General features: G+C 63.8%; 23 protein-coding genes and 1 pseudogene. 6 read left to right on the plus strand and 18 right to left on the minus strand.

Annotated features, from left to right (window positions below; translation table 11 throughout):
• Positions 1–3 precede the first annotated feature (3 nt).
• The gene (locus tag FJ930_RS20665; RefSeq protein WP_141839900.1) at positions 4–1,146 is read left to right on the plus strand and encodes a hypothetical protein; all 1,143 of its coding nucleotides are present in this window, start codon (positions 4–6) and stop codon (positions 1,144–1,146) included.
• Here FJ930_RS20665 and FJ930_RS20670 read toward each other — a convergent pair.
• The 7 genes from FJ930_RS20670 to FJ930_RS20700 all read right to left on the minus strand — a co-directional run bounded on the left by FJ930_RS20670 (position 1,141) and on the right by FJ930_RS20700 (position 9,125).
• Positions 1,141–1,689: a gluconokinase gene (locus FJ930_RS20670; protein ID WP_141839901.1), complete on the minus strand. Its 549-nt coding sequence runs from the start codon at positions 1,687–1,689 to the stop codon at positions 1,141–1,143. The genes FJ930_RS20665 and FJ930_RS20670 overlap by 6 nt on opposite strands.
• A 2-nt stretch (positions 1,690–1,691) precedes the next feature.
• Complete coding sequence (locus FJ930_RS20675; protein ID WP_140747792.1) at positions 1,692–2,678, minus strand: ABC transporter permease; 987 nt, start codon at positions 2,676–2,678, stop codon at positions 1,692–1,694.
• Positions 2,675–3,655, minus strand: coding sequence for an ABC transporter permease (locus tag FJ930_RS20680; RefSeq protein WP_141839902.1), 981 nt, complete (start codon positions 3,653–3,655; stop codon positions 2,675–2,677). The genes FJ930_RS20675 and FJ930_RS20680 overlap by 4 nt, the downstream gene beginning before the upstream one ends.
• On the minus strand, positions 3,652–5,199 hold the full coding sequence (locus tag FJ930_RS20685) for a sugar ABC transporter ATP-binding protein (RefSeq protein WP_141839903.1): 1,548 nt from the start codon (positions 5,197–5,199) through the stop codon (positions 3,652–3,654). The genes FJ930_RS20680 and FJ930_RS20685 overlap by 4 nt, the downstream gene beginning before the upstream one ends.
• Before the next feature lie 78 nt (positions 5,200–5,277).
• Positions 5,278–6,405 carry a sugar ABC transporter substrate-binding protein gene (locus FJ930_RS20690; RefSeq protein WP_141839904.1) on the minus strand — a complete coding sequence of 376 codons (1,128 nt, stop codon included), beginning with the start codon at positions 6,403–6,405 and terminating at the stop codon, positions 5,278–5,280.
• Positions 6,406–6,703: 298 nt separating this feature from the next.
• Positions 6,704–7,738: a LacI family DNA-binding transcriptional regulator gene (locus FJ930_RS20695; protein ID WP_181763433.1), complete on the minus strand. Its 1,035-nt coding sequence runs from the start codon at positions 7,736–7,738 to the stop codon at positions 6,704–6,706.
• Between the two features lie 157 nt (positions 7,739–7,895).
• Positions 7,896–9,125: an MFS transporter gene (locus tag FJ930_RS20700; protein WP_141839905.1), complete on the minus strand. Its 1,230-nt coding sequence runs from the start codon at positions 9,123–9,125 to the stop codon at positions 7,896–7,898.
• 174 nt (positions 9,126–9,299) lie between these two features.
• Between FJ930_RS20700 and FJ930_RS20705 the strand changes: the two genes are divergently transcribed.
• Complete coding sequence (locus FJ930_RS20705; protein WP_141839906.1) at positions 9,300–9,590, plus strand: DUF3175 domain-containing protein; 291 nt, start codon at positions 9,300–9,302, stop codon at positions 9,588–9,590.
• A gap of 14 nt (positions 9,591–9,604) precedes the next feature.
• Here the strand turns inward: FJ930_RS20705 and FJ930_RS20710 are convergent, their stop codons facing one another.
• Positions 9,605–10,381 (minus strand): FadR/GntR family transcriptional regulator, encoded by a 777-nt coding sequence (locus tag FJ930_RS20710; RefSeq protein WP_141839907.1) that lies wholly within the window; start codon positions 10,379–10,381, stop codon positions 9,605–9,607.
• Positions 10,382–10,483: 102 nt separating this feature from the next.
• Complete coding sequence (locus FJ930_RS20715) at positions 10,484–11,380, minus strand: NAD(P)-dependent oxidoreductase (RefSeq protein WP_141839908.1); 897 nt, start codon at positions 11,378–11,380, stop codon at positions 10,484–10,486.
• Between the two features lie 118 nt (positions 11,381–11,498).
• On the opposite strand from FJ930_RS20715, the gene FJ930_RS20720 reads away from it, so the two are divergent.
• Positions 11,499–12,437 carry an NAD(P)-dependent oxidoreductase gene (locus FJ930_RS20720; protein WP_140747769.1) on the plus strand — a complete coding sequence of 313 codons (939 nt, stop codon included), beginning with the start codon at positions 11,499–11,501 and terminating at the stop codon, positions 12,435–12,437.
• A gap of 253 nt (positions 12,438–12,690) precedes the next feature.
• On the opposite strand, the gene FJ930_RS20730 is transcribed toward FJ930_RS20720, so the two are convergent.
• Complete coding sequence (locus FJ930_RS20730; RefSeq protein WP_181763434.1) at positions 12,691–13,473, minus strand: FadR/GntR family transcriptional regulator; 783 nt, start codon at positions 13,471–13,473, stop codon at positions 12,691–12,693.
• Positions 13,474–13,662: 189 nt separating this feature from the next.
• The gene (locus tag FJ930_RS20735; RefSeq protein ID WP_140741758.1) at positions 13,663–14,652 is read right to left on the minus strand and encodes a sugar-binding protein; all 990 of its coding nucleotides are present in this window, start codon (positions 14,650–14,652) and stop codon (positions 13,663–13,665) included.
• A 453-nt stretch (positions 14,653–15,105) separates the two neighbouring features.
• On the opposite strand from FJ930_RS20735, the gene FJ930_RS20740 reads away from it, so the two are divergent.
• The 3 genes from FJ930_RS20740 (at position 15,106) to FJ930_RS20750 (ending at position 17,381) form a co-directional block, all read left to right on the plus strand.
• Entirely contained in the window at positions 15,106–15,849 is a 744-nt protein-coding gene (locus tag FJ930_RS20740; protein WP_140741756.1) for an ATP-binding cassette domain-containing protein, read from the plus strand.
• A gap of 61 nt (positions 15,850–15,910) precedes the next feature.
• Positions 15,911–16,909, plus strand: coding sequence for an ABC transporter permease (locus FJ930_RS20745; protein WP_141839909.1), 999 nt, complete (start codon positions 15,911–15,913; stop codon positions 16,907–16,909).
• A gap of 151 nt (positions 16,910–17,060) precedes the next feature.
• Positions 17,061–17,381 (plus strand): amidohydrolase family protein, encoded by a 321-nt coding sequence (locus tag FJ930_RS20750; protein ID WP_246676967.1) that lies wholly within the window; start codon positions 17,061–17,063, stop codon positions 17,379–17,381.
• A 57-nt stretch (positions 17,382–17,438) separates the two neighbouring features.
• Here the strand turns inward: FJ930_RS20750 and FJ930_RS20755 are convergent, their stop codons facing one another.
• The 7 genes and pseudogenes from FJ930_RS20755 to FJ930_RS20785 all read right to left on the minus strand — a co-directional run bounded on the left by FJ930_RS20755 (position 17,439) and on the right by FJ930_RS20785 (position 24,391).
• Positions 17,439–18,704 carry an ABC transporter substrate-binding protein gene (locus tag FJ930_RS20755; protein WP_141839910.1) on the minus strand — a complete coding sequence of 422 codons (1,266 nt, stop codon included), beginning with the start codon at positions 18,702–18,704 and terminating at the stop codon, positions 17,439–17,441.
• 27 nt (positions 18,705–18,731) lie between these two features.
• The gene (locus FJ930_RS20760) at positions 18,732–19,568 is read right to left on the minus strand and encodes a carbohydrate ABC transporter permease (RefSeq protein WP_141839911.1); all 837 of its coding nucleotides are present in this window, start codon (positions 19,566–19,568) and stop codon (positions 18,732–18,734) included.
• Positions 19,565–20,488: a sugar ABC transporter permease gene (locus FJ930_RS20765; RefSeq protein ID WP_141839912.1), complete on the minus strand. Its 924-nt coding sequence runs from the start codon at positions 20,486–20,488 to the stop codon at positions 19,565–19,567. The genes FJ930_RS20760 and FJ930_RS20765 overlap by 4 nt, the downstream gene beginning before the upstream one ends.
• On the minus strand, positions 20,481–21,638 hold the full coding sequence (locus FJ930_RS20770; RefSeq protein WP_141839913.1) for an ABC transporter ATP-binding protein: 1,158 nt from the start codon (positions 21,636–21,638) through the stop codon (positions 20,481–20,483). Before FJ930_RS20770 ends, FJ930_RS20765 begins: the two co-directional genes overlap by 8 nt.
• Positions 21,635–22,471, minus strand: coding sequence for a metallophosphoesterase (locus FJ930_RS20775; RefSeq protein ID WP_141839914.1), 837 nt, complete (start codon positions 22,469–22,471; stop codon positions 21,635–21,637). Before FJ930_RS20775 ends, FJ930_RS20770 begins: the two co-directional genes overlap by 4 nt.
• Positions 22,472–22,650: 179 nt before the next feature.
• Positions 22,651–22,921 (minus strand): annotated as a pseudogene (locus FJ930_RS20780) (carboxymuconolactone decarboxylase family protein); the annotation flags it as partial.
• 27 nt (positions 22,922–22,948) lie between these two features.
• A complete protein-coding gene (locus FJ930_RS20785; RefSeq protein ID WP_141839915.1) occupies positions 22,949–24,391 on the minus strand; it encodes a DHA2 family efflux MFS transporter permease subunit in 1,443 nt (480 codons plus the stop codon).
• Between the last annotated feature and the right edge of the window lie 73 nt (positions 24,392–24,464).

Below are 24,464 nucleotides of genomic sequence, written 5' to 3' on the forward strand. Positions count from 1 at the left end.
TGGATGAGGCTGCCGAGGTTCGCGAAATCCCGAAAAGCCACCCGCAAGCAGCCATCGGCTGCCGGCTTTCGCACTGAAATCATCGCCGACATCTTTGTCCCGGAATATGCCGAGGATGTGCGCTTCTTCAGCCGCAAGCTGGTTCATCCCGGCAGGCTGCGCCGCTTTTCCAACCGGGATTTTCGCGAAAGCCTGCTTGCCGTCTTCTATCTGGCGGTCGCGGCGATGCTGCCGGTGCGCTGGTGGGCGCCGATCTGCGACCGGGCGTCCCGGCTTCGCCTGAAGCGCCATATGCGCAAGGACTTTTCCGGCTATGCCGGCGCCGTGCGCGCCGTGCTCGGCGACGGCATCGACGCGCGCAAGCTGTTCGAGGCCTTGCTCGCCGCGCACCATCGCCGCCGCTTGCAGCTTGCCGCGCATCTGGCTGCCAGACGCTGGTCACCTGTGATCCGGTTGGAAGGGCTCGACGGACTGCAGGCCGCCCTGCGGCGCGGCCACGGCGCCATCCTCTGGTGTGATCAGTTCACCGCCCAGACCATCATCGGCAAGCGCGCCTTGCATGAGGCCGGCATCGAAGCGCATCAGGTGAGCGTCAACACGCATGGCGTGTCGGAAACGCCTTTCGGCATGCGCTTTCTCAACCCGGCGATGGTCCGTGTCGAAAACCGGTTCCTGAAAAGCCGGATCGTCTTCGATCGCGACGACGCCTATCAGGTCACGATCCGCATCCAGAAGATCCTGAGGCAGAACGGCGTTGTGCTGATGACCAACACCATCCATGCCGGCTCGACCTTTACCGAGGCCGCCATGGGCGAGAGCGGCTGGACGCACCTGGCCTCGGCACCGGCGAATTTCGCCGCCAGAAGCAAGACGGCGCTGTTTGCCATGTCGACTTTCGAGGCGGTTCCCTTCCGCGACTACCGCGCCGCGATCAGCCCCGAACTGCTGCCGGCGACATCGGCGACAGACCCAGCCAGGGACGGAGCGAAGAACCTTGCCTTGCAGGCGCATTACATCCTGCTGAAGCGCGACTGTCTGCTGCAGGCCCTGAAACATTGCCCCGAGCAGATGATGTCCTGGTCCGGGCGCCGGCGGCTGACAGAGGCGGCTCCAAGTGTCGGCATCGGCGCCGAAGAAGCCTCATGACCGGCGTATCGAACGGACCGCGTCGGTGACGAGTTCGTCAACCGGGCGCGTCGCGTCGAGCGTCAATGCGCCTTCTTCCGCTCCAGGCGGTTCGAGGATGGCGAACTGGCTGTCGACGAGGCTCGCCGGCATGAAATGCCCCTTGCGGTTGCCGACGCGCCGCTTGGCCGTGGCGGCATCGATCTCCAGATAGAGGAAGACGATGTCAGGGCAAAAGCCGCGCAGGCGTGCGCGATAACTCCGCTTCAGCGCCGAGCAGGCGGCGACCACGCCTTGCCCCTTGCCAACCGACGCCGCGATGCGCTCGCCGATCGCATCGAGCCAGCCTTCGCGCAGCTGGTCGGTGAGCGGCTCGCCACGTGCCATGCGGGCGACATTCTCAGGCGGGTGCAGTCTGTCGCCTTCGATGAAGGCCGCACCCAGCGCCGCGGCCAGTGCGGCGCCGACGGCCGACTTGCCGCAGCCGGCGACGCCCATCACCACGATGGCCGGAGGCGCCGAGCCGGGAGCGCCCGCCGGCGCCTGCGCTGCCCTTTCGTTCACTGTCAGCGGCTTGCCGGCGCGCGGCCATAAAGCAAGAGCATGGCCACGATGACGACGCCATAGATGATCTGCCGTCCCGCTTCCGGCATCTGCATGACCGACAGGATGGATTGCAGCAGCGTGATGAGGATGACGCCGGCGACGGTGCCGAGATAGGAGCCGCGCCCGCCCAGGATCGAGGTGCCGCCCAGCACGACAGCGGCGATCGAAGGCAGCAGGTAGGCGTCGCCCATCGATTGTGCCGCCTTGGACGCGTAGCCGGCCAGGAGCACGCCACCGAAGGCGGAGAGCCCGCCGGAGACGGCAAAGGCGATCATCACCACGCGCCGCGTATCGACGCCGGAGAGATAGGCCGCGCGCTCGCGGTTTCCGATGCCATAGACCGTGCGGCCGAAGCCGGTGCGGGTCAGCACGAACACCATCGCCGCACCGATCAGCGCCCAGATGATGACCGCGTTGGGGACGCCGGGAATGGTAAAGCCTGTCGCAAGATATCGCATGGCGCCCGTGGCCGAATCCTGTGGCGAGAACCCCCCCGTGTAGACGACCATCAGCCCTTGCGCGACGGCGTTTGTGGCGAGCGTGATGATCATCGAGGGGATGCGCAGATAGGCGACGCCGATGCCGTTGACGATGCCGATCAGCACGCCGCAGAAGATGCCGAACGGGATGGCCAGCGCCACGCCAGCCGGACCGTAGGCCGCGGCCGCGCAAGCCATCATCGCTCCCGCCGCAACCGACCATGGCACCGACAGGTCGATCTGGCCAAGCAGGATGACCAGCATCATGCCGGTCGCGATGACGCCGAGAAATGCGGCCACCTTGAGCTGCTGCAAAAGATACTCAGGCGACAGGAAGCTGCGCGAATAGAGGCTGCCGAGGAGCAGCAGCACCACGATGCAGGCAAAGGCCGTCAGCACCGCCGGATCGGCGCGACGAATGAATTTCGGCATGCGGCCGGCAATGCCGCCAAGCGTCGTTTCGCTCACAGGAACCACTCCAGCCGGTTGCGGACCCGAAACAGGGCGAAGGCGCCGAGGCTGACGGCGACCAGCAGGATAATGCCCTGGAACAAGGGCTGCCAGAGCGGATCGAAATCAAACACGAACAACAGGTCGCCAATGGTGCGGAAGGCAAGCGCGCCGAAAATCGCCCCTATGGCACTGCCCTTGCCGCCGAACAACGAGACGCCGCCCAGCACCACGGCGGCGATCGAGAACAACGTGTAGGCGTTGCCGCTGGCATAAGCCGCCTCGCCCGTATAGGTGAAGAAGGTCAGGAACAGCCCACCGATCGAGGCCAGCAGCCCGGCCAGCGCGTAGGCGGCGAACTTGCCGCGACGGATCGGCACGCCGGACATATAGGCCGCCGTCTCCGACGACCCCGCCGCATAGGCCGCGCGGCCAAGCACCGAGCGGCTGAACGGCACCCAGATCACCAGCACGACGGCGAGCAGCACGACAAGGCTCGCCGGCACCACGCCGAACACGCGGCCGGTCAGCGCATCGGCCAGGTCCTCATTGACCGAACCGCCCGGAAACGGCCGCAGCAGAAGGCCTATGCCGTAATAGACCGCGCCTGTGGCGATGGTGGCGACGATCGGCTGCAGCCGTCCGTAGATGACGACGGCGCCGTTGATGGCGCCGCACAGAAGGCCGACCGCCAGCACGGCAAGCACGCCAAGCGCCGTCTGGATCGGAGTGCCCACCACAAGCCAGGAGGCCAGGCAGTTGGTGAGGAGGAAAATCATGCCGACGGACAGGTCGATGCCGGCGGTGATCACCACCAGTGTCTGCGCAATGGCGACGAAGGCAAGCAGCACGCCCTTGTTCGCCGCCGTCTGCACCACATTGGCGGTGAAGCCGGCCGGATGGTTCGAGGTGTAGATGACGAACATGACGATGAAGATTCCGAGCGCGAGCAACGTTCCGCGCTGCTCGGCCAGCCAATAGCGCCAATCCTTCACGCCTCTACTCCCAGGCCCACCGGGCTCTCCTCGCCATGGATGTTGAGCGCGCTTGCTATCAGCGCCCGCTCGGTGATCTCGGCGCCGACCAGTTCGCGCTTGATCGCCCCATCGTAAAGCACCAGCACCCGGTCGCAGCAGCCGATCAGCTCGTCATAGTCGGTCGAATAGAACAGGATCGCCGCCCCGGCATCCGCCAGCTTGCGCATCAGCTGATAGATCTCCTGTTTGGTGCCGACATCGATGCCGCGCGTCGGATCGTTGAGCAGGATGATGCGCGGCTGGCGCATCAGCCATTTGGCGATGACCACCTTCTGCTGGTTGCCGCCCGACAGCGCGCCGACCGGAATGTCGAGACCGGCGGTTTTGATCGCCAGAAGGCCAACCATATCGTCGATCAGCCGCTGTTCGGCAGCGCGGTCGATGATGCCGCCCTTCGACAGCCGGTCGAGCGAGGCGAAAGACAGGTTCTCGCGCACCGTCATCGGCAGCATCAGGCCTTCGGTCTTGCGGTCTTCGGGGATGAGCGCCATGCCGATGCCGTCCTGCCTCGCGGCTGCGGGACTGCTGATCGCCACGGGCTTGCCGTCGACCAGGATTTGGCCGGAAAGACCACGCAGCACGCCAAAAAAGGCGAGCAGCAATTCGCGCTGGCCCTGGCCGTCGAGCCCGCCAAGCCCGACCACCTCTCCTGCCCTGACGCTCAGCGAAATATTGTCCAGCCGGTCCGTCCAACTGAGCTTGCGCGCCTCAAGCCTAGGGGCGGCGCTGGCCGGAGCCGCCGGCAGCTTGGGCGGGAAAATGTGGCTGTATTCGCGGCCGATCATCAGCTCGACCACCTCATTGTCGCTCTTCGAGCCGGCCTTGTAGCTGGCGACGTTACGGCCATTGCGGAATACCGTGCACTGGTCGGCGAGTTCGGCGATCTCGTTCATGCGATGCGAGATATAGAGCAGCGCCAGCCCTTCCGAACGCAGCCGCTTCAGGACACCGAATATCTTCGAGACATCCCCGGCCGTCAGCGCCGAGGTCGCTTCGTCAAGGATCAGGATGCGCGGCTTCCTGGCCAGCGCCTTGGCGATCTCGACCATCTGTCGGCGTGACAGCGGCAGGTCCTTGACCAACGCCTGCGGATGGATGTCGGCCGCGCCCGCCCGCGCCAGCGCGACTTCCGCAATGCGGCGCTGGGCCTTGCGGTCGATCATGCCGAAGCGCTTGGGCGGGTCGGAGATGACGATATTGTCGGCGACGCTGAGCTCAGGGATGAGCGAGAGCTCCTGGAAGATGCAGACGATGCCGGCCTGGTTTGCCGCCGCCGGCGAGGCGAAGGTCACCTCACGCCCATCCAACAGCATGCGGCCCTCGTCGGGGGCCACGACGCCGGCCACGACCTTGATCAGCGTCGACTTGCCGGCACCGTTTTCACCGAGGATGGCATGGATGCTGCCGATGGAAACCGACAGATCAGCCTTCTCCAGCGCCCGTACGCCACCATAGCGTTTGGATACGTCTTCCACGCGCAAGAGCGGAACCGCGCTGTCCATCAGCCCTCCCAGGCTATTTCCGATTGACGCATGCGGCCGATGCCGCGGGTTTGCCCCCCGCGCCACCGGCCTGTCCGACTACTTGTTCTCCTTGGTCTGGCCCATGATTTCCTGGGCTGTGAAATTGATGCCGCAGGTGGGGAAGGAATTGCCGACGAAGAAATTGTCGGACTGGTCGGGGAAGAAATCCTGGCCGGCCTTGAAGTTGGGATCCTCGACGATCGCCAACGGCAGCTTGACCGACTGGGGCACGACATTGCCTTCAAGGGCAGCTATCGCCGTTTTGATGGCGACGGCGACCTGGGCTGGTCCAGTTCCGGCTGACGAGCATTTGAGTCCATCCGTCGCATGCGCGGCGCAGAACTTGCGGAAGCCGTTCTCCGTTTCGCCGCCGAATGGCACGAATGGATGCTTGGCGTCCATCATCGCCTGTACGATGCCGGTGTCGCCGCCCTGGCCGGTGATGCCGTCGAACGGACCGTTGGTGGCGATCGCGTCGGCGGTCGCCTTCTGAGCCACACCGTCGTCCCATTTGCCGACGACCTCTGTGACGGCCCATTTCTTGCCGGAACCGTCCAGCACCTCGTGGATGCCGGCATGACGGTCCGTGTCCACGGAAGTGCCGGCCACGCCGCGCACTTCGAGCACCTTGCCGCCATTGGGAACATGCGAGACCAGCCACTTGCCCCACAATTGGCCAAGGCCCTTCTGGTCGACATTGACGTTGATGGCCTCCTTGGTGTCGAGGATGTTGTCAAAGGCGACGAGCACGACCCCCGCTTCCTTGGCGCGCTTGATGACTGGCCCGAAGGCCGTCGGATTCTGCGCGTTGACGACGATCGCGTCAAAGCCGGAATCGATGAAGTTGTTGATCGCGGATATCTGCGCCGGAACATCCTCGCCGGTCGACACAACCTTGAATTCCTTCAGCTTCTTGGCGACTTCCGGCTGTGCGGCATAAGCTTTGGCGGTCTGTACCATCTGGATACGCCAGGTGTTGGCGATATAGCCGTTTGCAAGTGCAATCCGGTATGGGCCGGGCTTCTTGGGGAACTTGAAGAATTGCGTATCGGTTGCCCATGGGGCGAAGCAGTCCGGCTCGGCTGCTGGTCCCTTGACGATTTCTGGGCCTGCGGCCATCGCCGCCGAGCTCAACATGACGAATGCAGTGGCGGCAACGATGCCACCGACGAGTGACTTGATCATTGATATTCCTCCCAGTTGCAGTTCTGATTTGTTTGTTTGGCTGCGATACGATGACGCGTTCCCAAGCACCTCCTGCCCCGGCCCGCTCGCATGTCAGGTGGCCGGCGCCGACCTGATCGCCCCTGTGGGCCCTGCCGCTCTTTTGAGCGGCAACGAAACTATCATTTTATCAATAATAAACAAGGATCATCTGTCGCTTATATATAATAAACAGCACACTCGACTTCAGGCCGCCGACGAATGGTAGCGCTACCAAGAAGGGCTGTAAAGTGTTATATCAGCAGGTTCTAAAATGTTTTCAGCGTGCCGTGCTCTCGCGCCGTTGCAGTTCGAAGCCGAGGTCGACGATCCGCTCCCGCGGCCTGTCACCGGCGATCGCGGCCAGCGCCATGGCGACCGCGCGCCTGCCGATTTCATAACGATGTGTGCGGACGCTGGTGATCGAAGGAAAGGCCACCTGCATCATATCAAGATCATTGAAGCCGACGATGCCGATTGTGTTCGGCACTCCGATCGCGGCGCGGTGGCATTCGAACAGCACCCCGAGTGCGATGTCGTCATTGTTGCAGAAGACGCCGTCGAGCGTCGGCATCTTGGCCAGGGCATCGCGAAACAGGTCGCGGCCAAGCGATACGCTGGACGGCACCGGCGTGGTCGTTACCAGACGCGGATCGAACAGGCCGGCCTTCTCCATCGCCGCGCGGTAGCCGGCCAGACGCCGCTGCGAGCGCGGATCCATGCGCGCGCCGATGAAGCCGATGCGGCGATACCCCACTTCGATCAGATGTTCGGTCGCCGTCCTGCCGCCATCGAGATGCGAGAAACCAACCATCATGTCGATCGGATCGGGCCCGGTCTCCATGACCTGCACCACCGGGCAACCGGCATTCTCCAGGAGCTTTCGCGAGCTCGGCGTCTGGTCGATGCCGGCCACGATCAGCGCCGCTGGCCGCTGGGAGCCGAACACCTGCAGCAGCCGCTCTTCCTCCAGCCCCGAATAATGCGTGTTGCCGAGCTGTATCCGGAACGGGCTGTCCGACAGGCTGTCATAGATGCCGCGCACCACCTCGGCGAAGACGTTGTTGGTAAGCGACGGCACCAGCACGCCGAACACCTCGGCACGCGCCGAGGCCAGGGCCCGCGCATTGGGATCCGGCACATAGCCGAGTTCGTCGACAGCGGCCTGGATCTGGCGGCGTAAATCTTGGCTGACCCGTTCCGGCTCGCGCAGTGCGCGCGACACGGTGATGGCGCCGACACCGGCCTTCCGCGCGACGTCCGCTATGGTCGGGCGGCCGCCTCCGCGGCGTGAGCGCGGCTTGATCAAGGCCATGGCCCGTGCGCATGGCCGCCGAAGCGCGGCTGCAATACGATCATTCCAGCTGTCGTCATCTCACCGGCCCGCTGCCGCGCCCCTCGGCCTCTGGCGTCGCGCAGTGACTGGCCATTGTCAAGCCGAGGTGATCGAGGGCCACGCCCCGTCCCTTGCCTCAGACCGCTGCGGCGGTCCTGTGCATTGCCTTCCAGAGCACCAGCACCATGGCCAGTATGTTGAGCAGGTTCCAGGCGATGCCGTTCAGGAATGCGGCGGCGTAGGAGCCGGTCAGGTCGTAAATCCAGCCCGACATCCAACCGCCGATCGCCATGCCGAAGATGGTTGCCATCATGACGATGCCGATGCGCTGGCCGGCTTCCCTGGCGGGCATGTACTCGCGCACGATGATTGCGTAGCAAGGCACGATGCCGCCCTGCGACAGGCCGAAGACCAGCGACACGACATAGAGCGAGGCGAGCCCGTCGAACGGGATGTAGAAGAACAGCGACAGGCACTGCAGCACCGAGCCTATGAGCAGCGTCTTCACGCCGCCGATCCGGTCGGCGACAAAGCCCGAGGCAAGCCGGCTGACGACGCCCGCCGCCATCATGATCGACAGCATGTCGGCGCCGTGCGCCACGCCGTAGCCGAGATCCATGCAATAGGCGACGATATGCACCTGCGGCATCGACATCGCCACGCAGCAGCCCAGGCCGGCGACGACCAGCAGCACCTGCAGCGCCGCGGGCGACAAGGAGATCGGCTGCACCAGCCGGCTTCCTGGCGAACCGGCGGCCGCCGCCTCCGGAGCGCCGCGCCGCAGCATCAGCACCAGCGGCACCATAGTCACCAGGCAGACGATACCGATCGCCGCATAGGTGAAACGCCAGCCTTCCGCCTTCATCAGCGTGGGCATGACGGTCGGCCAGATCGTCCCCGCAAGATAGTTGCCGGCCGCGGCCGCCGTCACCGCGACACCGCGCCGACGGTTGAACCAGTGCGAGATGTCGGCAATCAGCGGGCCGAAGATCGCCGACGTACCGACACCGATCAGCAACCCCTGGGCAAGGGTGAATTGCAGGATCGATGTCGACAGCGCCGCGAGCAGGAAGCCGGCGGCGAGCGCGACAGACGAGAGCAGTGCCGGCATCCAGTAGCCCATGCGGTCAATGGCCCGACCGACCAGCACGTTGCCGGCGGCGAAGCCGACCATGGTCGCGGTGTAGGGCATGGATGCCGCGGCGCGGTCGATGCCGAACTCGGCCTGCACGGCGGGCAGCACCACGACAACGGCCCACATGCCGACGCCGCCGATCGTCGCCAGCAGCATCGAGATGGCGAGCCGCATCCAGGCATAGGAGCTGTCGATACTAGGGGGCGGCTGGCTCAAGTCGGTTCGGGTCAAGGCGTTTCCTGTCGGCGATCTCGAAATCGGCTGCCGTTACCGCCACTATCGGCGCATTCTGGGCCTACGGCAGCGCCACGGCGGGAAAATCGGTGGCTCCAGAGCAGGCGGGACGCGGGAACCGACGCCAATCCATGGAGTTTTGCGACCAGCAACCCTGCAAAGGAGCCCGTCATGACCGCAACCAAGAAGAAATGGTCGGCCGAAGTGACCGAGCACAGCGACGCGATGGATCTCGAGGATCATATCTTCGAATCCGACGATGCCAAGAAAATCGCCTCATCGCTCAAGCGCTCGGCCGAACACAGTCATCGCCGCAAGGCCGAACCATTCCAGTCCGCCATGTCGATGCTGAATTTCTACATCAACCGCGCCGGCAAGAACCTGCCCGCCGCACGCAGACAAGTGCTCGAGCGCGCCAAGGACGAACTGCGCGTGGCCTTCGGCCGCGAAAAAGAGGATTAGCAGTCAGCTCGGGCTTAGCGTGATTTGATCACGTGGTCGGTGTTGGCGAGCAGTTTCCGCACCGCGGCGCGCGCCGCGTCCGGCCGCTGCAGGCGGATGTTCTTCTCGATCGCCTCATGCAGTTTCTGCGCGTAGTTCAGGTCGTCCACCGCCCGCGTCGTATAGGTGAAGAGATGGTCGAAGGCGGATTCGATCAGCACGCCGAGCGGCACCAAAAGGTCGTTGCCGGAGGCCCGCAGAATGGCGAGGTGGAAGCGCGTGTCGGCACGCGTGCGCTCCTGCAGGCTGGCCGCCTCCCCCATCTCGCGGCAGGCCTGGCTGATCTCGGCCATTTGCTCGTCGGTCCGCCGCATGGCGGCGAATGCCGTCGCTTCCGGCTCGATGATGTGGCGGAACTCCTGTACCGTCTTCAGGAACACTTCGCGATCCGGCGAGGTCGCGTACCAGGCGAGCACGTCGCGATCGAGCAGGTTCCAGCGCTCCTTGGGCTCGACCCAACTGCCGATCTTGGGGCGTGAGGCAAGCAGGCTTTTGGCCATCAGCATCTTGATCGCCTCGCGCACCGCCGAGCGGCTGACGCTGAAAGTCTCCGACCACTTCGCTTCATTGGGCAGGATGGTGCCGGGCGGATAGTCGCCGCGCACGATCCTCAGGCCAATTTCGCTCGCCAGCGACGTGTGCACGCTGGCGCCAGGAATACGCGCAGCGTCGGGCCGGCGAACACCGGAGGACCCTTCGGCGGCTGTCGGCTTTTTTGGCGATTTTTCCTTGTTCGGCTTTGCGTCCCGCATACACTTCAGAAAGGCCGGTTTGCGAAAGCTGTCAAGAACCCCCGGGCGGTTGGGCCGCAAAGCCCGCCGCTATGCACAGCCCAGCCCGGTTTGCTCGCTTGCTCAGGCCGTTTTGACATATTTGCGCCAGCTGTGCTCCGGGCGGAAGCCGAGCATGTCGCGGGCCTTGCGGTTCGACAGCAGCGTCTCGTATTCGCCAAGCTCGCCCTTGACCGGCACGCCGGGATAAAAGCGCTCCAGCAGCTCCGCCGTCGGCAGGTCCGACGAGGTGTCGTCATTGGCGGCGTTGAACACCTGGTAGCCGAGCCCATCCTTCTCGATGGCGCGCAGCGTGATCTGGCCAAGGTCGCGCGCATCGACATAGCTCCAGGCAATGCGTTTGCGGAAACCCGGATCGGCGAACCATTTCGGGAACAACTGGTATTCATGCGGCTCGATGACATTACCGATGCGCAAGGCATAGATGTCGATGCCGCTGCGCAGCGCGAAGGCACGCGCCGTCTTCTCGTTGACGACCTTGGACAGCGCGTAGCTGTCCATCGGGTCGACGTCATACTCCTCGTCGAGCGGGAAATGCGTGGGGTTGCGCGGCTCGTTGGCGAAGACCAGCCCGTAGGTCGTCTCTGAAGAGGCGATGATGACCTTGCGGATGCCAAGTTTCACCGCGGCCTCGATGACGTTATAGGTGCCCATCGCGTTGATGCGGAACACCTCATTGTCGGGCGTGATCATGATGCGCGGGATGGCGGCGAAATGCACCATGGCGTCGACCGGCTGGGGACGCAGCGACGGATCGAATTCATGCAGGCCCATATAGCTCGACAGCGCGTTGAATACCTGCCCGCTGTCGGTGATGTCGGTGATCAGCGTGCGGACCTTGGGATTGTCGAGCGGCCTGGTGTCGATGTTGAGCACCTGGCAACCCTGCTCGACAAGATATTGCACGACATGGCGCCCAGCCTTGCCGCTGCCGCCGGTGAACATGATGCGCTTCGTCATTCTGGTCTCCTCGCAGGCTCTGGAATTCCCGTCTATTGTCAGACAATATTGCATTTCGCAACCACTCAAGGCTAAAACGACAGCGCAATTATCGATAATCCCCGACAGGACGGATGACATGAACACCACCGCCGCGCGCGAAAAGATCGGCTTCATCGGCCTTGGCCTGATGGGACACGGCATCGCCAAGAACATCGTCGACAAGGGCTATCCCCTGACATTCCTTGGCCGCAAGAACCGCAAGCCGGCGGAAGACCTTCTGGGCCGGGGTGCCCAGGAAGCGACGTCGTCGCGCGACGTCGCGGCGGCATCCGATATCGTCTTCATCTGCGTCACCGGTTCGCGCGAAGTGGAAGCCATCATCCGCGGCCCCGGCGGCCTCAAGGAAGGCTTGAAGAAAGGCTCGATCGTCATTGATTGCTCGACCTCGGACCCGGTCTCCACCGTGGCCCTTGCGGCCGAACTCAAGGCGCTTGGTATCGACTATGTCGACGCGCCGTTGAGCCGCACGCCGAAGGAAGCCTGGGAAGGCACTCTCGACGCCATGGTCGGCGCGCCCGACGCCGTCTTTGCCAGGGTGAAGCCGGTGATCGAAACCTGGGCTGGCCGCATCGTCCATATCGGCGACACCGGCGATGGCCACCGCATGAAGCTGCTCAACAATTTCATCTCGCTCGGCTACGCCGCCATCTATTCCGAGGCCTTGGCGCTGGCTGAAAAGGTCGGCATCTCGCCACCGCGCTTCGACAGCGTCATTCGCAACGGCCGCATGGACTGCCCCTTCTATCAGACCTTCATGCGCTGGACGCTGGAGGGCGACCGCGACGCCCATAAATTCACCATCGCCAACGCCTTCAAGGACCTGACCTATCTGGAGTCCATGGCGGGCGCGGCCGGCATCGCCAACCCGCTCGGCAACGCGACCAAGAATTCCTTCGCCGGCGCTCACGCCACCGGCCCGACCGAGCAGTTCGTGCCGATGCTGGCGACCCATATCGGCAAGATCAACGGCGTCGACCTGATGCCGACGAAGGATGGCAAGAAACAGACGATTTGAGAGCCTGGACGCTGACACTTCTAACAAAGGCTGCGCTGCCCCTCATAGTCCTGCCGGACATTTCTCCCCGTATAGTGACGGGGAGAAAGACGACGTCATCGGCGATTTCGCCAATCGTCGGCGTTTTGAAAAAAGCGCAGAGGGTGCGATTGGCCTCCCTTCTCCCCGTCACTTTACGGGGAGAAGGTGCCGGCAGGCGGATGAGGGGCAGCGCCAACCTATGTCGTAAGCCACCTCCACCACCTGCCTTGGGTCACCGCCGCCCTCTTCCGATCCCCTCATCGGTGTCGGCGAGCAGCTTGTGCACGGCATTGCGGGCCGCCGCCGGGCGCTGCAGGCGGATGTTCTTCTCGATCGCCTCGTGCAGCTTCTGCGCCCGCCGCTGGTCGCCGACCTGCCGCGTCGTGAAGACGAAGAGATGGTCGAGCGCGGATTCGATCAGCACGCCGAGCGGCACCAGAAGGTCGTTGCCCGAGGCCCGCAGGATGGCGAGGTGAAAGCGTGTGTCGGCGCGGATGCGCTCCGGCAGGCTCGCCGCCTCGCCCATCTCGCGGCAGGCCAGGCTGATCTCGGCCATCTGCTCGTCGCTGCGCCGCATGGCGGCGAAGGCGGACGCTTCCGGTTCGATGATGTGGCGAAACTCCTGGACGGTGCGCAGGAACGCTTCGCGATCGGGCGCCGTGGCGTACCAGGCAAGCACGTCGCGATCGAGCAGGTTCCAGCGCTCCCTCGGTTCGACCCAGCTGCCGATCTTGGGGCGTGATGCCAAAAGGCTCTTGGCCATCAGCATCTTGATCGCCTCGCGCACCGCCGAGCGGCTGACATTGAAGGTCTCGGCCCATCTGGCCTCGTTGGGCAGGATGCTGCCGGGCGGATAGTCCCCACGCACGATCCGGAGACCAATCTCGCTGGCGAGCGAAGCATGAACACTGGACCCGGGAAAGTGCGCCGCATCCGCCCTGCGCACGGCAAGCTGATCGCGACCGGCTGGCGTCTTGGTCCTGCTGGCTTTTCCCTTTGCCTTCTCGTGCGGCATCCACGTTCCAATAGGTCGGCCGGCTGTCGTCCGGATTGATCCGAACCTGCGCGGGCGTGCCGATCCTGCAGCCGAAAATCCAAATTGTGGACGCGTCGAAGCCGGAGCCGGTGGCTCCAAACACAGCGTCTTCTTGAAGACTTCGATAGACCGGGGGCGCTCGCTACCGAGCACCCCCGGATCGAAAACCTACTTCTGGATGCAGGTATCGACTGTGTCCTTGGTGCATTCGTCAAGGCCGGTGAACACCGGATCCGCGACCTTGGTGCCCTTGACGAGATCGATCATCACCGACGGGGCCTTGTAGCCCATCTCGAACGGCCGCTGGCCGACCAGCGCGGTGACAAGGCCATCCCTGGCGATCGCCACCTCGTCGCCGATCGTGTCGGCGGCGCCTATGACGAAGTCGTTCTTGGCGATCCGGTCCTTCAGCGGCCCGAACAGGTCGCGGTAGGGCTGCGGCGCCCCAAACAGCGGCCAGCCGCCCATGATGCCGAACGCGTCGAGCTTGGGATTGGCGGCGAGGATATCGGTCATCGCCTGCACGCCCTTGGCGCCGTCATCATTGGTGAACACCGGGCAGCCGGCGACTTCTGTCCAGCCACCCTCACCTGCCAAAGCCGCAAGTCCTTCCTTGCCGGACAGCGCGTCGCGCATGCCTTGCGCGCGGCGCAGGATGTTGTCGGCAGCCGGATTGCCCTCGATGGTGCAGATCGTGCCGCCCTTCGGCTTGGCCTTCTTGATGTATTCGCCGATCTTCTTGCCCATCAGATAATTGTCTGTGCCGAGATAGGTCTTGCGAAGGGCAGCGTCCTCCTTGGTCAGGTCGGCGTCGACGGTCATGATCGGGATCGTCGGGTTGGCGCTCTTGATCGTCTGCGCGATCAGCGGCGCGTTGGACGGCGAAATCGCCATCGCCGCCGTATCGGGCTTGCTCAGCATGTCCTGCACGATCTGCGCCTCGCCGGCCTCATCCGAAGTCGACGCCGGACCGGTGTAGAAGCATTCATATTCTGCGCTGGCGTTTTCCTTGTTCCATTTCTCGCAGCCCTGATGGATGGCCTCGAAGAACGGATTGTCGAGACCTTTCACCACGATGACGACCTGCTTCTTGGCCAGAGCCGGCCCGGCGCCCAGCGCCATGGCGGCGACGGCGGCGAGCAAAACTGTTTTCCTCATGTCAGTCCTCCCTTTGGAAACAGACGGACACGGCGTGCCCGCCACACGAACCAGCCCGGATCGAGACGACAGAGGCGCGAGCGCTCGTGCCACCAAGCCAGGCCGATAAGCATTTTCAGATGCGAGCGGACCGGCAATCGCCGGCACGATCGATAATCTTCAGCCGCTCCCGCCGGCAATGATGGCGTCAGGGAGACGGCATGTCTTCCTCCGGCGCCAAGCTAATAACGGCGAAGCGTCAACGTCAATTGCAATTTGTCCTACAAAACGGATTTTTCAAAACAGTGTCGCACTATTCGTCTGACAATTGCCGGTTCCTATTCATCCGACAATTGACGCCCGCGCGGCCATTTGCGTAAATGACGGCATCGCTGTTCCCGGGGGGAGCTGGAGGAGAGCGATGCGAGGCTGCGCCGGCCATGGGCAAGCGGCAAGCACGGGAGGCAAAGGCTGGTGGCTGTTCTCGAACTCACCAACATCTCGAAGCATTTCGGCGCCATCCAGGCGGTCAATGACGTGTCGCTGTCGATCGAGCCCGGACAGGTCGTGGGCCTGATGGGCGACAACGGCGCCGGCAAGTCGACGCTGGTCAAGATGATCGCCGGCAATTTCCGCCCGAGCCACGGCGTCATGCGCATGGACGACAGGGAACTGATCCTGCACAAGCCGGCGGAAGCCCGCCAGCACGGCATCGAGATCGTCCACCAGGACCTCGCGCTGTGCAACAATCTGACGGCCGCCGCCAATGTGTATCTCGGCCGCGAGTTGCGGCGCGGCGTCGGTCCGTTCCGCATCCTCGACTATGCCGCCATGTACAAGCGCGCCGGCCAGCTCTTCGCCGAACTGAAGTCGGAGACGCGGCCGCGTGACCTGGTCAAGCAGATGTCGGGCGGCCAGCGCCAGGCGGTGGCGATCGCCCGCACCATGCTGTCGCAGGCCAGGATCGTGCTGATGGACGAGCCGACGGCGGCGATCTCGGTCAGGCAGGTCGCCGAAGTGCTGAACCTGATCCGCCATCTGCGCGATCAGGGCATTGCCGTTGTGCTGATCAGCCACCGCATGCCCGATGTCTTCGACGTCGCCGACCGTGTCATCGTCATGCGGCGCGGCCGCAAGGTCGCTGACAAGACGATCGCGTCCAGTTCGCCCGAGGAAGTCACCGGGCTGATCACCGGCGCCATCGAGCAGGTGGCATGACAGCGCGAAACCCGGATTTCACCACGACGGCACGCATCGGCGCTGGCAGGAAAGAACGATAATGGCAGTCACCCTTGACCAGACGATAGCGCAGAAGCAGCACACTTTCCTGTCGCGTCTGTTCTCCAGCCAGACCTTCTGGGTGGTCATCGCCGTTATCCTGGCCTGCGTCTTCCTGTCGTTCGCCACCGACGCCTTCGCCACCTCGAAGAACCTCTACAACATCACCCGCAACATCACTTTCGTAGCAATCGTCGCGCTCGGCATGACTTTCGTCATCATCACCGGCGGCATCGACCTGTCGGTCGGGTCCGTGCTGTGCTTGTGTTCGATGGTGCTGGCCGTGACCATGCACGCCGGCTATTCGATCGAGGTCGGCATCCTGGCCTCGATCGCCACCGCGCTCGCCATCGGCGCCTTCAACGGCGTTCTGATCGCCTATCTCGGCTTCCCGCCCTTCGTGGTGACGCTGGGCATGCTGTCGATTGCCCGCAGCCTTGCAATGGTCGCATCCAACAACACGGTCGTCTTCCAGTTTGGGCCCGACCACAACAAGCTTCTGGCGCTGGGCGGCGGCGCCTGGCTGTTCGGCATCGCCAATCCTGTGCTTTACATGATCTTGCTGGCGCTGATCACCGGCTTCATCCTGCGCTGGACGAAGTTCGGCCGGCATATCTTCGCCATAGGCGGCAACGAGCATGCCGCGACGCTGACCGGCGTCCCGGTGAAGCGGATCACGGTCGCCGTCTACATGATCTCGGCGCTGTCGGCCGGCGTTGCCGGCATCATCCAGACCGGTTGGCTGGGCGCCGTCACCACCAATCTCGGCACCGGCATGGAATTGCAGGTGATCGCCGCCACCGTCATCGGCGGCGCAAACCTGGCCGGCGGCGTCGGCACAGCCTTCGGCGCCATTGTCGGCGCGGCGCTTATCGAGGTGATCCGCAACAGCCTTGGCCTGCTCGGCATCAACGCCTTCTGGCAAGGCACCTTCATCGGCGGAGCCATCCTGCTGGCGGTGCTGTTCGACCGCATCCGCAATTTCAGGCGCAGCGACTAACAGCCTGTCGCCGTCGAAGCATTATTCGTTCCGGTTCCTATCGTTCAGTCTGGCCTGTCCTTCGGCCTGCGGCTTTTCCCGGCCCAGAAGAAGGACGGGCTGACATTGGTCGGGCAATTTCATCCTCATCCTTGCCGGAATGCTGACTGGCATGGAGCCAGAAACCACGGATGCCTGGAATGAGAGCCTGCGCACGCTGTCGGCGGCACCCGATTCCCACGCCAAGCTCTCCGGCCTCGGCAGGTTCGTGCATCGCAATGATGCGGCGTTGATCGCCTGCATCATCGACAACGCGATCGACATTCCGGGCTCGGACCATCTGATGTTCAGCTCGAACTTTCCGATCGAGAAGCTCTGGACCAGTCACGCCGAGCTGATCAAGGCGCACCGCGATGCGGTGGCGAAACATGGGCCGACCGCGGAAGCTGATATCTTCTGGAACACGGCCGAGCGAGTTTACAAGCCTGTGTAAGCGCCCGACCTCGCCTTCTCCCACAAAGGAGAGAAGGCGAAAGCCAGCGGCAACCCCTTACTGCGTCGGCAGCATGCCTTCGACGTCGCCCGCCGCGTCGGCGAGCACGTCCTTGGGCGACGCCGACTGGTCGACGATCCGCGACAAATTGTCGACGATCGTCTGCGTGACCTTCACACCGTTGGTGCCGGGGAAGGCGTACCACGGAATCATCCGCGGCATCTGGCTGAGGCCGGCCTGGAACAGCGGATTCTTCTTGTAGAAATCGCCGAGATAGTCGGAGGATTTCGCCGCGAGCTCGTTGTTGGGGACATAGCCCGTGCCGGGCACCACGACCGACGCACCATAAGGACCAGCTGCGAATTTCGCGAACTTCCAGGCGGCGTCCTGCTTGGCGGCATCCTTGGTCAGGATGACCACGGCGTTGCCGCCAGTCGGCAGATGGCCGTTGACCGGATCGATCAGCGGGATTTTGGCCGTGCGCAGCGTGAACTTGTCGCCGACATTCTTGATCGTGTTGACGAGGGCGCCGGTGGTCTGGAATTCGAAGCCGACCTTGCCGGCCGCGAAAGCCTGTTCGCCAGCCGGCTTGGTGAAGACCGGCATGCCGCCCTCCTTCACCATCCGCTGCAATATCTCGACCGCCTTCTCGCCTTCAGGCCCGTTGAACGCGACCTTGCTCTCGTCCTCGTTCAGCATCTTGCCGCCGGCGCCGAACAGCAGCGCCGAGAACATCCAGTCATCGCCCTGCCAGCGGAAATCGATGCCGTCGACGCCATTGCCGAGCGCCTTGATCTTGCCGCCGAGCGCGATCACCTCGTCCCAGGTCTTGGGCGGATTGTCCGGGTCACCGCCGGCGGCCTTCACCAAGTCGGCATTGTAATACATGATCGGGTTCGAGGTGGCGAAGGCCAGCCCGACCTGCTTGCCGTTGACCTGCGCCAATTTCAGGATGGTGTCGGAGAAGCCGAGCTCCGCCATGTTGCCTTCCTTCTTGACCAGCGGGCCGAGATCGACGGGAACGTTGCGCTCGTTGAGCATGCGCAGGCGGTTCAAGCCGATGAAGGTGATGTCGGGCATTTCGTCGGTGCCGGCCTGGCGAAGGATAGTCTGGATACCTTCCTCGTAGGTGGCGGACGGGCTGGCGAACTGGATCTTGATGTCGGGATTTTCCTCCATGAACTTCCTCGAGATCGTGTCCATCACGTTCTTGAAGAAGCCTGGCATCGGGTAGTGAACCGTCAGCGTCGTTTCGGCATAGGCCGGAAGGGCCGCCGCCAGCGACAGCGCCGTTGCGGCAAATATCCTTGAGAAATGCTTCATTGCTCGTGCTCCTTGTTGTTGGTCCGGTCAGCCTTTGAGACCGGTCATGGTGATCCCCTCGACGAACCGCTTCTGCGCGAGCAGGAAGGCGGCGACGAGAGGAAGGGTGATGATCAGCGTGGCGGCCATCAGCGCGCCATAGTCGTCGCCGGCCTCGGCGGCCCGGAAATACATCAGGCCGAGCGGCGGCGTGGCGTAGGCCTGCTTGCTGACGACGATCAGCGGCCAGTAGAGATCGTTCCAGTGCGCAACGACGGAAAAGATCGCGAATGCGGTGACGGCCGGCCATGCATTGGGCACGATGACGCGCGCGACGATGCCGAGCTCGGACATTCCGTCGAGCCGTGCCGCGTGCAGCAGGTCGTCGGGCATGGCGCGGAAGAACTGCAGGAACATGAAGATCGCGAACACCGATATGGTGAACGGCGCCACCAGCGCGGTGTAGCTGTTGAGCAGGGACAGCCTGTCGAAGGCGACATAAAGCGGCAGCGCCGTCGCATGGATCGGCACCAGCAGGCCGAGCATGACCAGCACCATCATCAGCCGCGCGGCCCGGAACTTCAGCTTGGCCATGGCGTAGGCGCAAGGGATCGCGACCGCGACCTGGAAGAAGAAGATCAGGCCGCACACCACCACGCCGTTCCACAAAAGCGTTGCCATCGGCACCTTGTTCAGCGCCTTGGCGAAATTCTCGGCGAAGTAGAAATGCTGGGGCAAGAGCGACAGCGACGAGGTGAAGATGTCGCTCTGCGTCTTGCCCGCCGTCGAGATCATGAAGATGTAGGGCGCGAGGATCATCAGCGCGCCAAGCGAAAGCAGCCCGAAGCGGATGATGCGGCCTGCGGGGATGGCGGTGCTTCTCATGTGTAGTGCACCCGCCGGTCGAGCACGCGGTACTGCAGAAGCATCAGCACGACCAGAATCGCCAGGAAGACGACGGTCATCGCCGAGGCGTAGCCGACGCGCAGATAGACGAAACCCTCCTGGTAGATGGTGAAGAGCAGCACTTCGGAGGCCTTGTTGGGGCCGCCATCGGTCAGCATCTTCACAGTTTCGAAAACCTTCACCGCATTGGTGATGCTGATGGTGACGACGAACAGCGTCGTCGGTCCGAGCATCGGCCAGGTGACCAGGAAGAACCGGTCGAGCGCCGATCTCGCGCCGTCGACGTGAGCAGCGGCGTAGAGCTCGCGCGGGATCGCCGTCAGGCCGGCCAGGAACAGCACCATGTTAAAGCCGACCGACTGCCAGATTCCGATGATCGACAGGCTGTAGAGGACGGTATTCGACGCGCCGAGCCAGTTCGGGCCGGGAATGCCGGCCAGCGAAAGCAGCGCGTTGAGCGGCCCGATCGTCGGGTGGAAGATGTATTGCCAGACAGTCGCCATGGCGACGATCAGCGAGGCGACGGGCAGGAAATAGACGGTGCGGAAGAAGCCGCGCGCGCGCCCCTCGCCTTCGATCAGCAGGGCGACGCCCAGGCCGAGGACGATCGAGACCGGCGCGACGATCGCCGTATAGACCGATGTGTTCCACAACGATCTGCGGAAGGTGCGGTCGCCCAGCAGATGCGCGTAATTCTCGAAGCCGACCAGGCGAAACTTGCCATAGCCGAGTTCGAAATCTGTGAAGCCGAGGAAGATCACGGCGGCCACGGGCAAGAGCACGAACAACAGCAACAGCACGATGGCCGGCAATGCCAGAAGCCAGGCGGTCCGGTCTTCGCTGCGCTGCCGAAGAGCGGCGGCACTCGGGACGTTGCCCGCCACCGCAACGCTAGACATAGGCCGGCTCCTGCCGCGCGCCCGTCGTGCCGGCGATGCGCAGGCGCCTTCCCTCCGGCCCAAAGACCATGGCCTGCTCGATGGACACAAGGACGCCCACCGGCATTCCCGCGATCAGTTCCCTCGCCTCGTGCGGCACGAGCTTGGCGATGACGGTCTCGCCAGAGGCGTCGAGCCGGCAATGGGCAATGACTTCCGACCCGAGGAATTCGAGACGCTCGATACGCCCGGCAATGCCGCTCCGCCCGTTTGGTGACAGCTTCACGAACTCAGGCCGGATGCCGAGGCTGACCGGGCCGGTCGCCACCTTTTCCAGCAGGGCCAGCCGGATCCCCTCGAAGCCGACGCGGCCGCTTTCGGCCTGCGCCTGGACGATGTTGATCCTCGGCTGGCCGACGAAACGCGCGACCTCGATATGGGCGGGATCGTTATAGATCACATCGGGCGCGGCCAGCTGCAGCAGATTGCCGCCGATCATCACCGCCACACGATCGGCCATCGAAAGTGCCTCGGCCTGGTCGTGCGTCACATAGAGCGTCGGCACGCCGGCGCGGCGGTGCAATTCGACGATCTCGCCGCGCGCATGGACGCGCAGATTCGCATCGAGGTTGGAAAGCGGTTCGTCCATCAGGAAGATGCTGGGCTGCCGCACCATGGCGCGAGCCAGCGCCACGCGCTGCCGCTGGCCACCCGACATCTGCCCCGGCTTGCGGTCGAGCAGATGATCGATCTTCAAGACAGTCGCCATCTCGCGGACGTCGCGTGAAATACCGGCGCGAATATCCTTCTGGCCAGGCAGCAATGAGCCGATCACCGGCAAGCGCTGCGCCCCGCTCAGCCGCTTCATGGCCAAGGGAACCGCGATGTTCTGGCCGGCGGTGAGATGCGGATAGAGCGCGTAGGACTGGAACACCATGGCGATGTTGCGGTCGGCCGCGGCGACCGGCGACATGTCCTTGCCGCCGACGACGATTTCGCCGCTGTCGGCATGGTCGAGCCCTGCCAGGATACGCAGCAAGGTGCTCTTGCCGCAGCCCGAAGGACCGACGAGAGCGATGAACTCGCCGGGTTCCACATCGAGGCTGACGCCGTTCAGGATGGCGTTGCCGCCAAACGACTTCTTCAGGCCGCGAAGCGAGAGCGCGCTCATGATGCGACCTTCTTGCGAACCTTGTGCGCCTCGTGCGGATAGACCTCCTCGACCACATCGTCGAGGACGTGAATGGTCATGCCTGGAATAGCGACGATCTCGCTGGAGACCGTGTCGCCGAAATCATGCATGACTGCACCAAGCAGCCGCTCGCCCGGCATGTCGCGTTCCATGTCGCCGACGACGAAGGCCGCCGACGGGCCCCACACCAGCGACGTGTTGGCGTATTTGCCTTGCCACGCCCGGTGCAGGTGACCGCTTGCAAACAGGGCGACATCATGAGCGGCGATCAGATCGTAGAGGCGTTGGCGGTGTGCCGGGCGGACGCTCCAATAGCCGGTATCGCCTTCACCCGGTTCGTCGATAAAGAGCGGCTTGTGGGCGAAGAGCGCGACGCGCCGGTCGCCGCGGCTTTCCAGCACGGTCCGCAGCCATTCGAACTGGGCCCCTTCCTCGGCATCATCGAAGCCCATCAGCAGGCTGTCGAGCCCGACGAGCCGCCAGCTTCCGGCGTCCTCCATCCAGTAGTCGGGGCCGACCAGCCGGCGCCAGCGATCGAGCCGCCCGGCATTGACCGGCTGCAGCGATCCGGGCAGATGGCCGACATCGTGATTGCCGGGCACGATCAGCATCGGCTTCGAGATTTCCTGCATCATATCCATGCAGAAGGTGATGTCGTCGTCCCTGTCGGCGCCGTCGACACTGAGGTCACCGGTGTGGATGACAAGGTCGGCGCCGCTCTGCTCGATCCAGGCGGCCAGCGGCTGCCAATTGCCGTTGAAGTGCGGCTTGGTCGGGCTGAAATGGGTGTCGGTGATCTGAACGATTTTCATGACGGCTCCACTGCGAGAGCCGACGCCGGAGAACCCCAGGCGACCAACTTCGCGTGAGGCTTCCATAGTGCCGTTACATGTCACTTCCTTAACAACATGGGGACAAATGTTCCCGCCATGCATATCGGCCGGCTGGCGGCGTGGATGCTGCTCCCTTCTCCCTTGTGGGAGATGGGAAGCCTCATTTCACTTTGCGGATCGACCGGAATCTGCATCCCCGTAACCAAGATGATTGGTCTGGGCGGCCAGCCCGATGATCGAGACCAACTCGCCATGCCGGGCCTCGGTCATGCCCTTGGCCCGCGCCGCCGCCGCGTGCGAGTGGACACAGTAGGAGCAACCATTCGCCGTCGACACCGGATAATTGGCCAGCCCGCGCTAGAAATTGTTGACGAGATCGGGCATGCGCGAAAGCACCGCATCAAGGCGAACGGCCGGTGCGGAATTCACCTCCGCGTCGACTGGAAAAATTCGATTTCAATTCCTCGCCGCGTGGCCGGAAACCTCGGCACCTGCCCCTTGCGGCAGCACGAGGAAACGCAGCGCCGCCACCAGCCCGATGGCGCCGATCGCGAGGAAGGCGATTCGAAAATCGACGAGGCCGAGTGCTGGCCCACCCCTGGCGATCAGGGACAGGTTGAGGATCGCCGCCGCCACCGCGACGCCGAACAGCATCGCCACCTGCTGCAGCATCGAGGACAGCGTCGCCGCCGAGCTGCGTTGCGCCGCGGCGATATCGGCGAAGGCCAGCGTGTTGAGTGCGGTGAACTGCATCGAACGCGACAGGCCGGCGATCAGCATCAACACGACAACCAGGGCCTGCGGTGTCTGCGGCGAGATCGCTGCGCAGGCCATGATCGAGGCCGAGGCGATGATGCCGTTGACGACCATCACCGAGCGAAAACCGAAACGCCGCAGCGTCGGCGTCGTCACCGTCTTCATGCCGAGATTGCCGAGAAAATAGGCCAGGATCATCATGCCGGCATCGACGGGCGAGAGGCCGAAGCCGACCTGGAACAAAAGCGGCAGCAGGAACGGCGTGGCGTTGATCGCCACCCGGAAGATGGTGCCGGCGGCCAGCGTCGAGATGGCGAAGGTCTGCACCTTGAACGAGGACAGGTCGAGCAATGGGTGCGGCGCGCGCCAGAGATGCCGCACCGCCAGCCAGCCTACGACGATCCCCGCCGCGATCAGCAGCACCGTTGGCAGCATGCCATCCTCGGGATGCGCGATGCGCTCGAGGCCGTAGAGCAGGCAGGCGAGCCCGAGCGAGGTCAGGAAAAATCCCGGCCAGTCGAGTGGCTTGGGATCGGCCTCCCGGTCGCCGGGGATGAAGCGGGCGACAAGCGCCAGCCCGACCAGCCCAAGCGGGATATTGATGAAGAAATTCCAGTGCCAGGACAAATAAGTCGTGATGAAGCCGCCGAGCACCGGTCCAACGACGGGCGCGAACAGCGCCGGCCAGGTGATCAGAGCGGTGGCGTTGAGCAGCTCGGACTTCGACGCATTGCGCAGGACGAGGATGCGCCCGACCGGCGTCATCAGCGCGCTGCCAAGGCCCTGCACGGCGCGCGCGGCGACGAATTCTGTCAGATTCTGCGAGAAGCCGCAGGCGAGCGAGGCGAGCGTGAACAGCGCGATCGCGACGAGGAAAATGTTGCGCGCGCCGAACCGGTCGGCGAGCCAGCCCGACAGCGGCACGAACACCGCCATGGTCAGCATATAGACGGTGATGCCGATGCTCATCGCCACCGCCGGGACGCCGAAGGAGGCGCCCATCTGCGGCAGCGACGTCGAGATGATCGTGGAATCCAGCAACTGCATGAAGAAGGCGATGGCAACGATCAGCGCCACGCGCCGTGCGTTTGTTGCTGTCGTCGTCGGTTGGGAAGGGGCTTCGTCTTGGGAAAGAGCAGTCATGACGACCTGGTTTGAACAGCATCCGGCTGGCTCAGTCCATAGATTATCCAACAAACTTTCGTATCGCCTGTTT

The organism is Mesorhizobium sp. B2-4-15, assembly GCF_006658505.1.
Taxonomy (GTDB): domain Bacteria; phylum Pseudomonadota; class Alphaproteobacteria; order Rhizobiales; family Rhizobiaceae; genus Mesorhizobium.

Coding starts and splice junctions, on each gene's coding strand:
- FJ930_RS20665 (WP_141839900.1), top strand. CDS start 4: ATGAGGCTGCCGAGGTTCGCGAAATCCCGAAAAGCCACCCGCAAGCAG.
- FJ930_RS20685 (WP_141839903.1), bottom strand. CDS start 5,199: ATGGACAGCGCGGTTCCGCTCTTGCGCGTGGAAGACGTATCCAAACGC.
- FJ930_RS20690 (WP_141839904.1), bottom strand. CDS start 6,405: ATGATCAAGTCACTCGTCGGTGGCATCGTTGCCGCCACTGCATTCGTC.
- FJ930_RS20695 (WP_181763433.1), bottom strand. CDS start 7,738: ATGGCCTTGATCAAGCCGCGCTCACGCCGCGGAGGCGGCCGCCCGACC.
- FJ930_RS20705 (WP_141839906.1), top strand. CDS start 9,300: ATGACCGCAACCAAGAAGAAATGGTCGGCCGAAGTGACCGAGCACAGC.
- FJ930_RS20710 (WP_141839907.1), bottom strand. CDS start 10,381: ATGCGGGACGCAAAGCCGAACAAGGAAAAATCGCCAAAAAAGCCGACA.
- FJ930_RS20715 (WP_141839908.1), bottom strand. CDS start 11,380: ATGACGAAGCGCATCATGTTCACCGGCGGCAGCGGCAAGGCTGGGCGC.
- FJ930_RS20720 (WP_140747769.1), top strand. CDS start 11,499: ATGAACACCACCGCCGCGCGCGAAAAGATCGGCTTCATCGGCCTTGGC.
- FJ930_RS20730 (WP_181763434.1), bottom strand. CDS start 13,473: ATGCCGCACGAGAAGGCAAAGGGAAAAGCCAGCAGGACCAAGACGCCA.
- FJ930_RS20735 (WP_140741758.1), bottom strand. CDS start 14,652: ATGAGGAAAACAGTTTTGCTCGCCGCCGTCGCCGCCATGGCGCTGGGC.
- FJ930_RS20745 (WP_141839909.1), top strand. CDS start 15,911: ATGGCAGTCACCCTTGACCAGACGATAGCGCAGAAGCAGCACACTTTC.
- FJ930_RS20750 (WP_246676967.1), top strand. CDS start 17,061: ATGGAGCCAGAAACCACGGATGCCTGGAATGAGAGCCTGCGCACGCTG.
- FJ930_RS20755 (WP_141839910.1), bottom strand. CDS start 18,704: ATGAAGCATTTCTCAAGGATATTTGCCGCAACGGCGCTGTCGCTGGCG.
- FJ930_RS20760 (WP_141839911.1), bottom strand. CDS start 19,568: ATGAGAAGCACCGCCATCCCCGCAGGCCGCATCATCCGCTTCGGGCTG.
- FJ930_RS20765 (WP_141839912.1), bottom strand. CDS start 20,488: ATGTCTAGCGTTGCGGTGGCGGGCAACGTCCCGAGTGCCGCCGCTCTT.
- FJ930_RS20770 (WP_141839913.1), bottom strand. CDS start 21,638: ATGAGCGCGCTCTCGCTTCGCGGCCTGAAGAAGTCGTTTGGCGGCAAC.
- FJ930_RS20775 (WP_141839914.1), bottom strand. CDS start 22,471: ATGAAAATCGTTCAGATCACCGACACCCATTTCAGCCCGACCAAGCCG.
- FJ930_RS20785 (WP_141839915.1), bottom strand. CDS start 24,391: ATGACTGCTCTTTCCCAAGACGAAGCCCCTTCCCAACCGACGACGACA.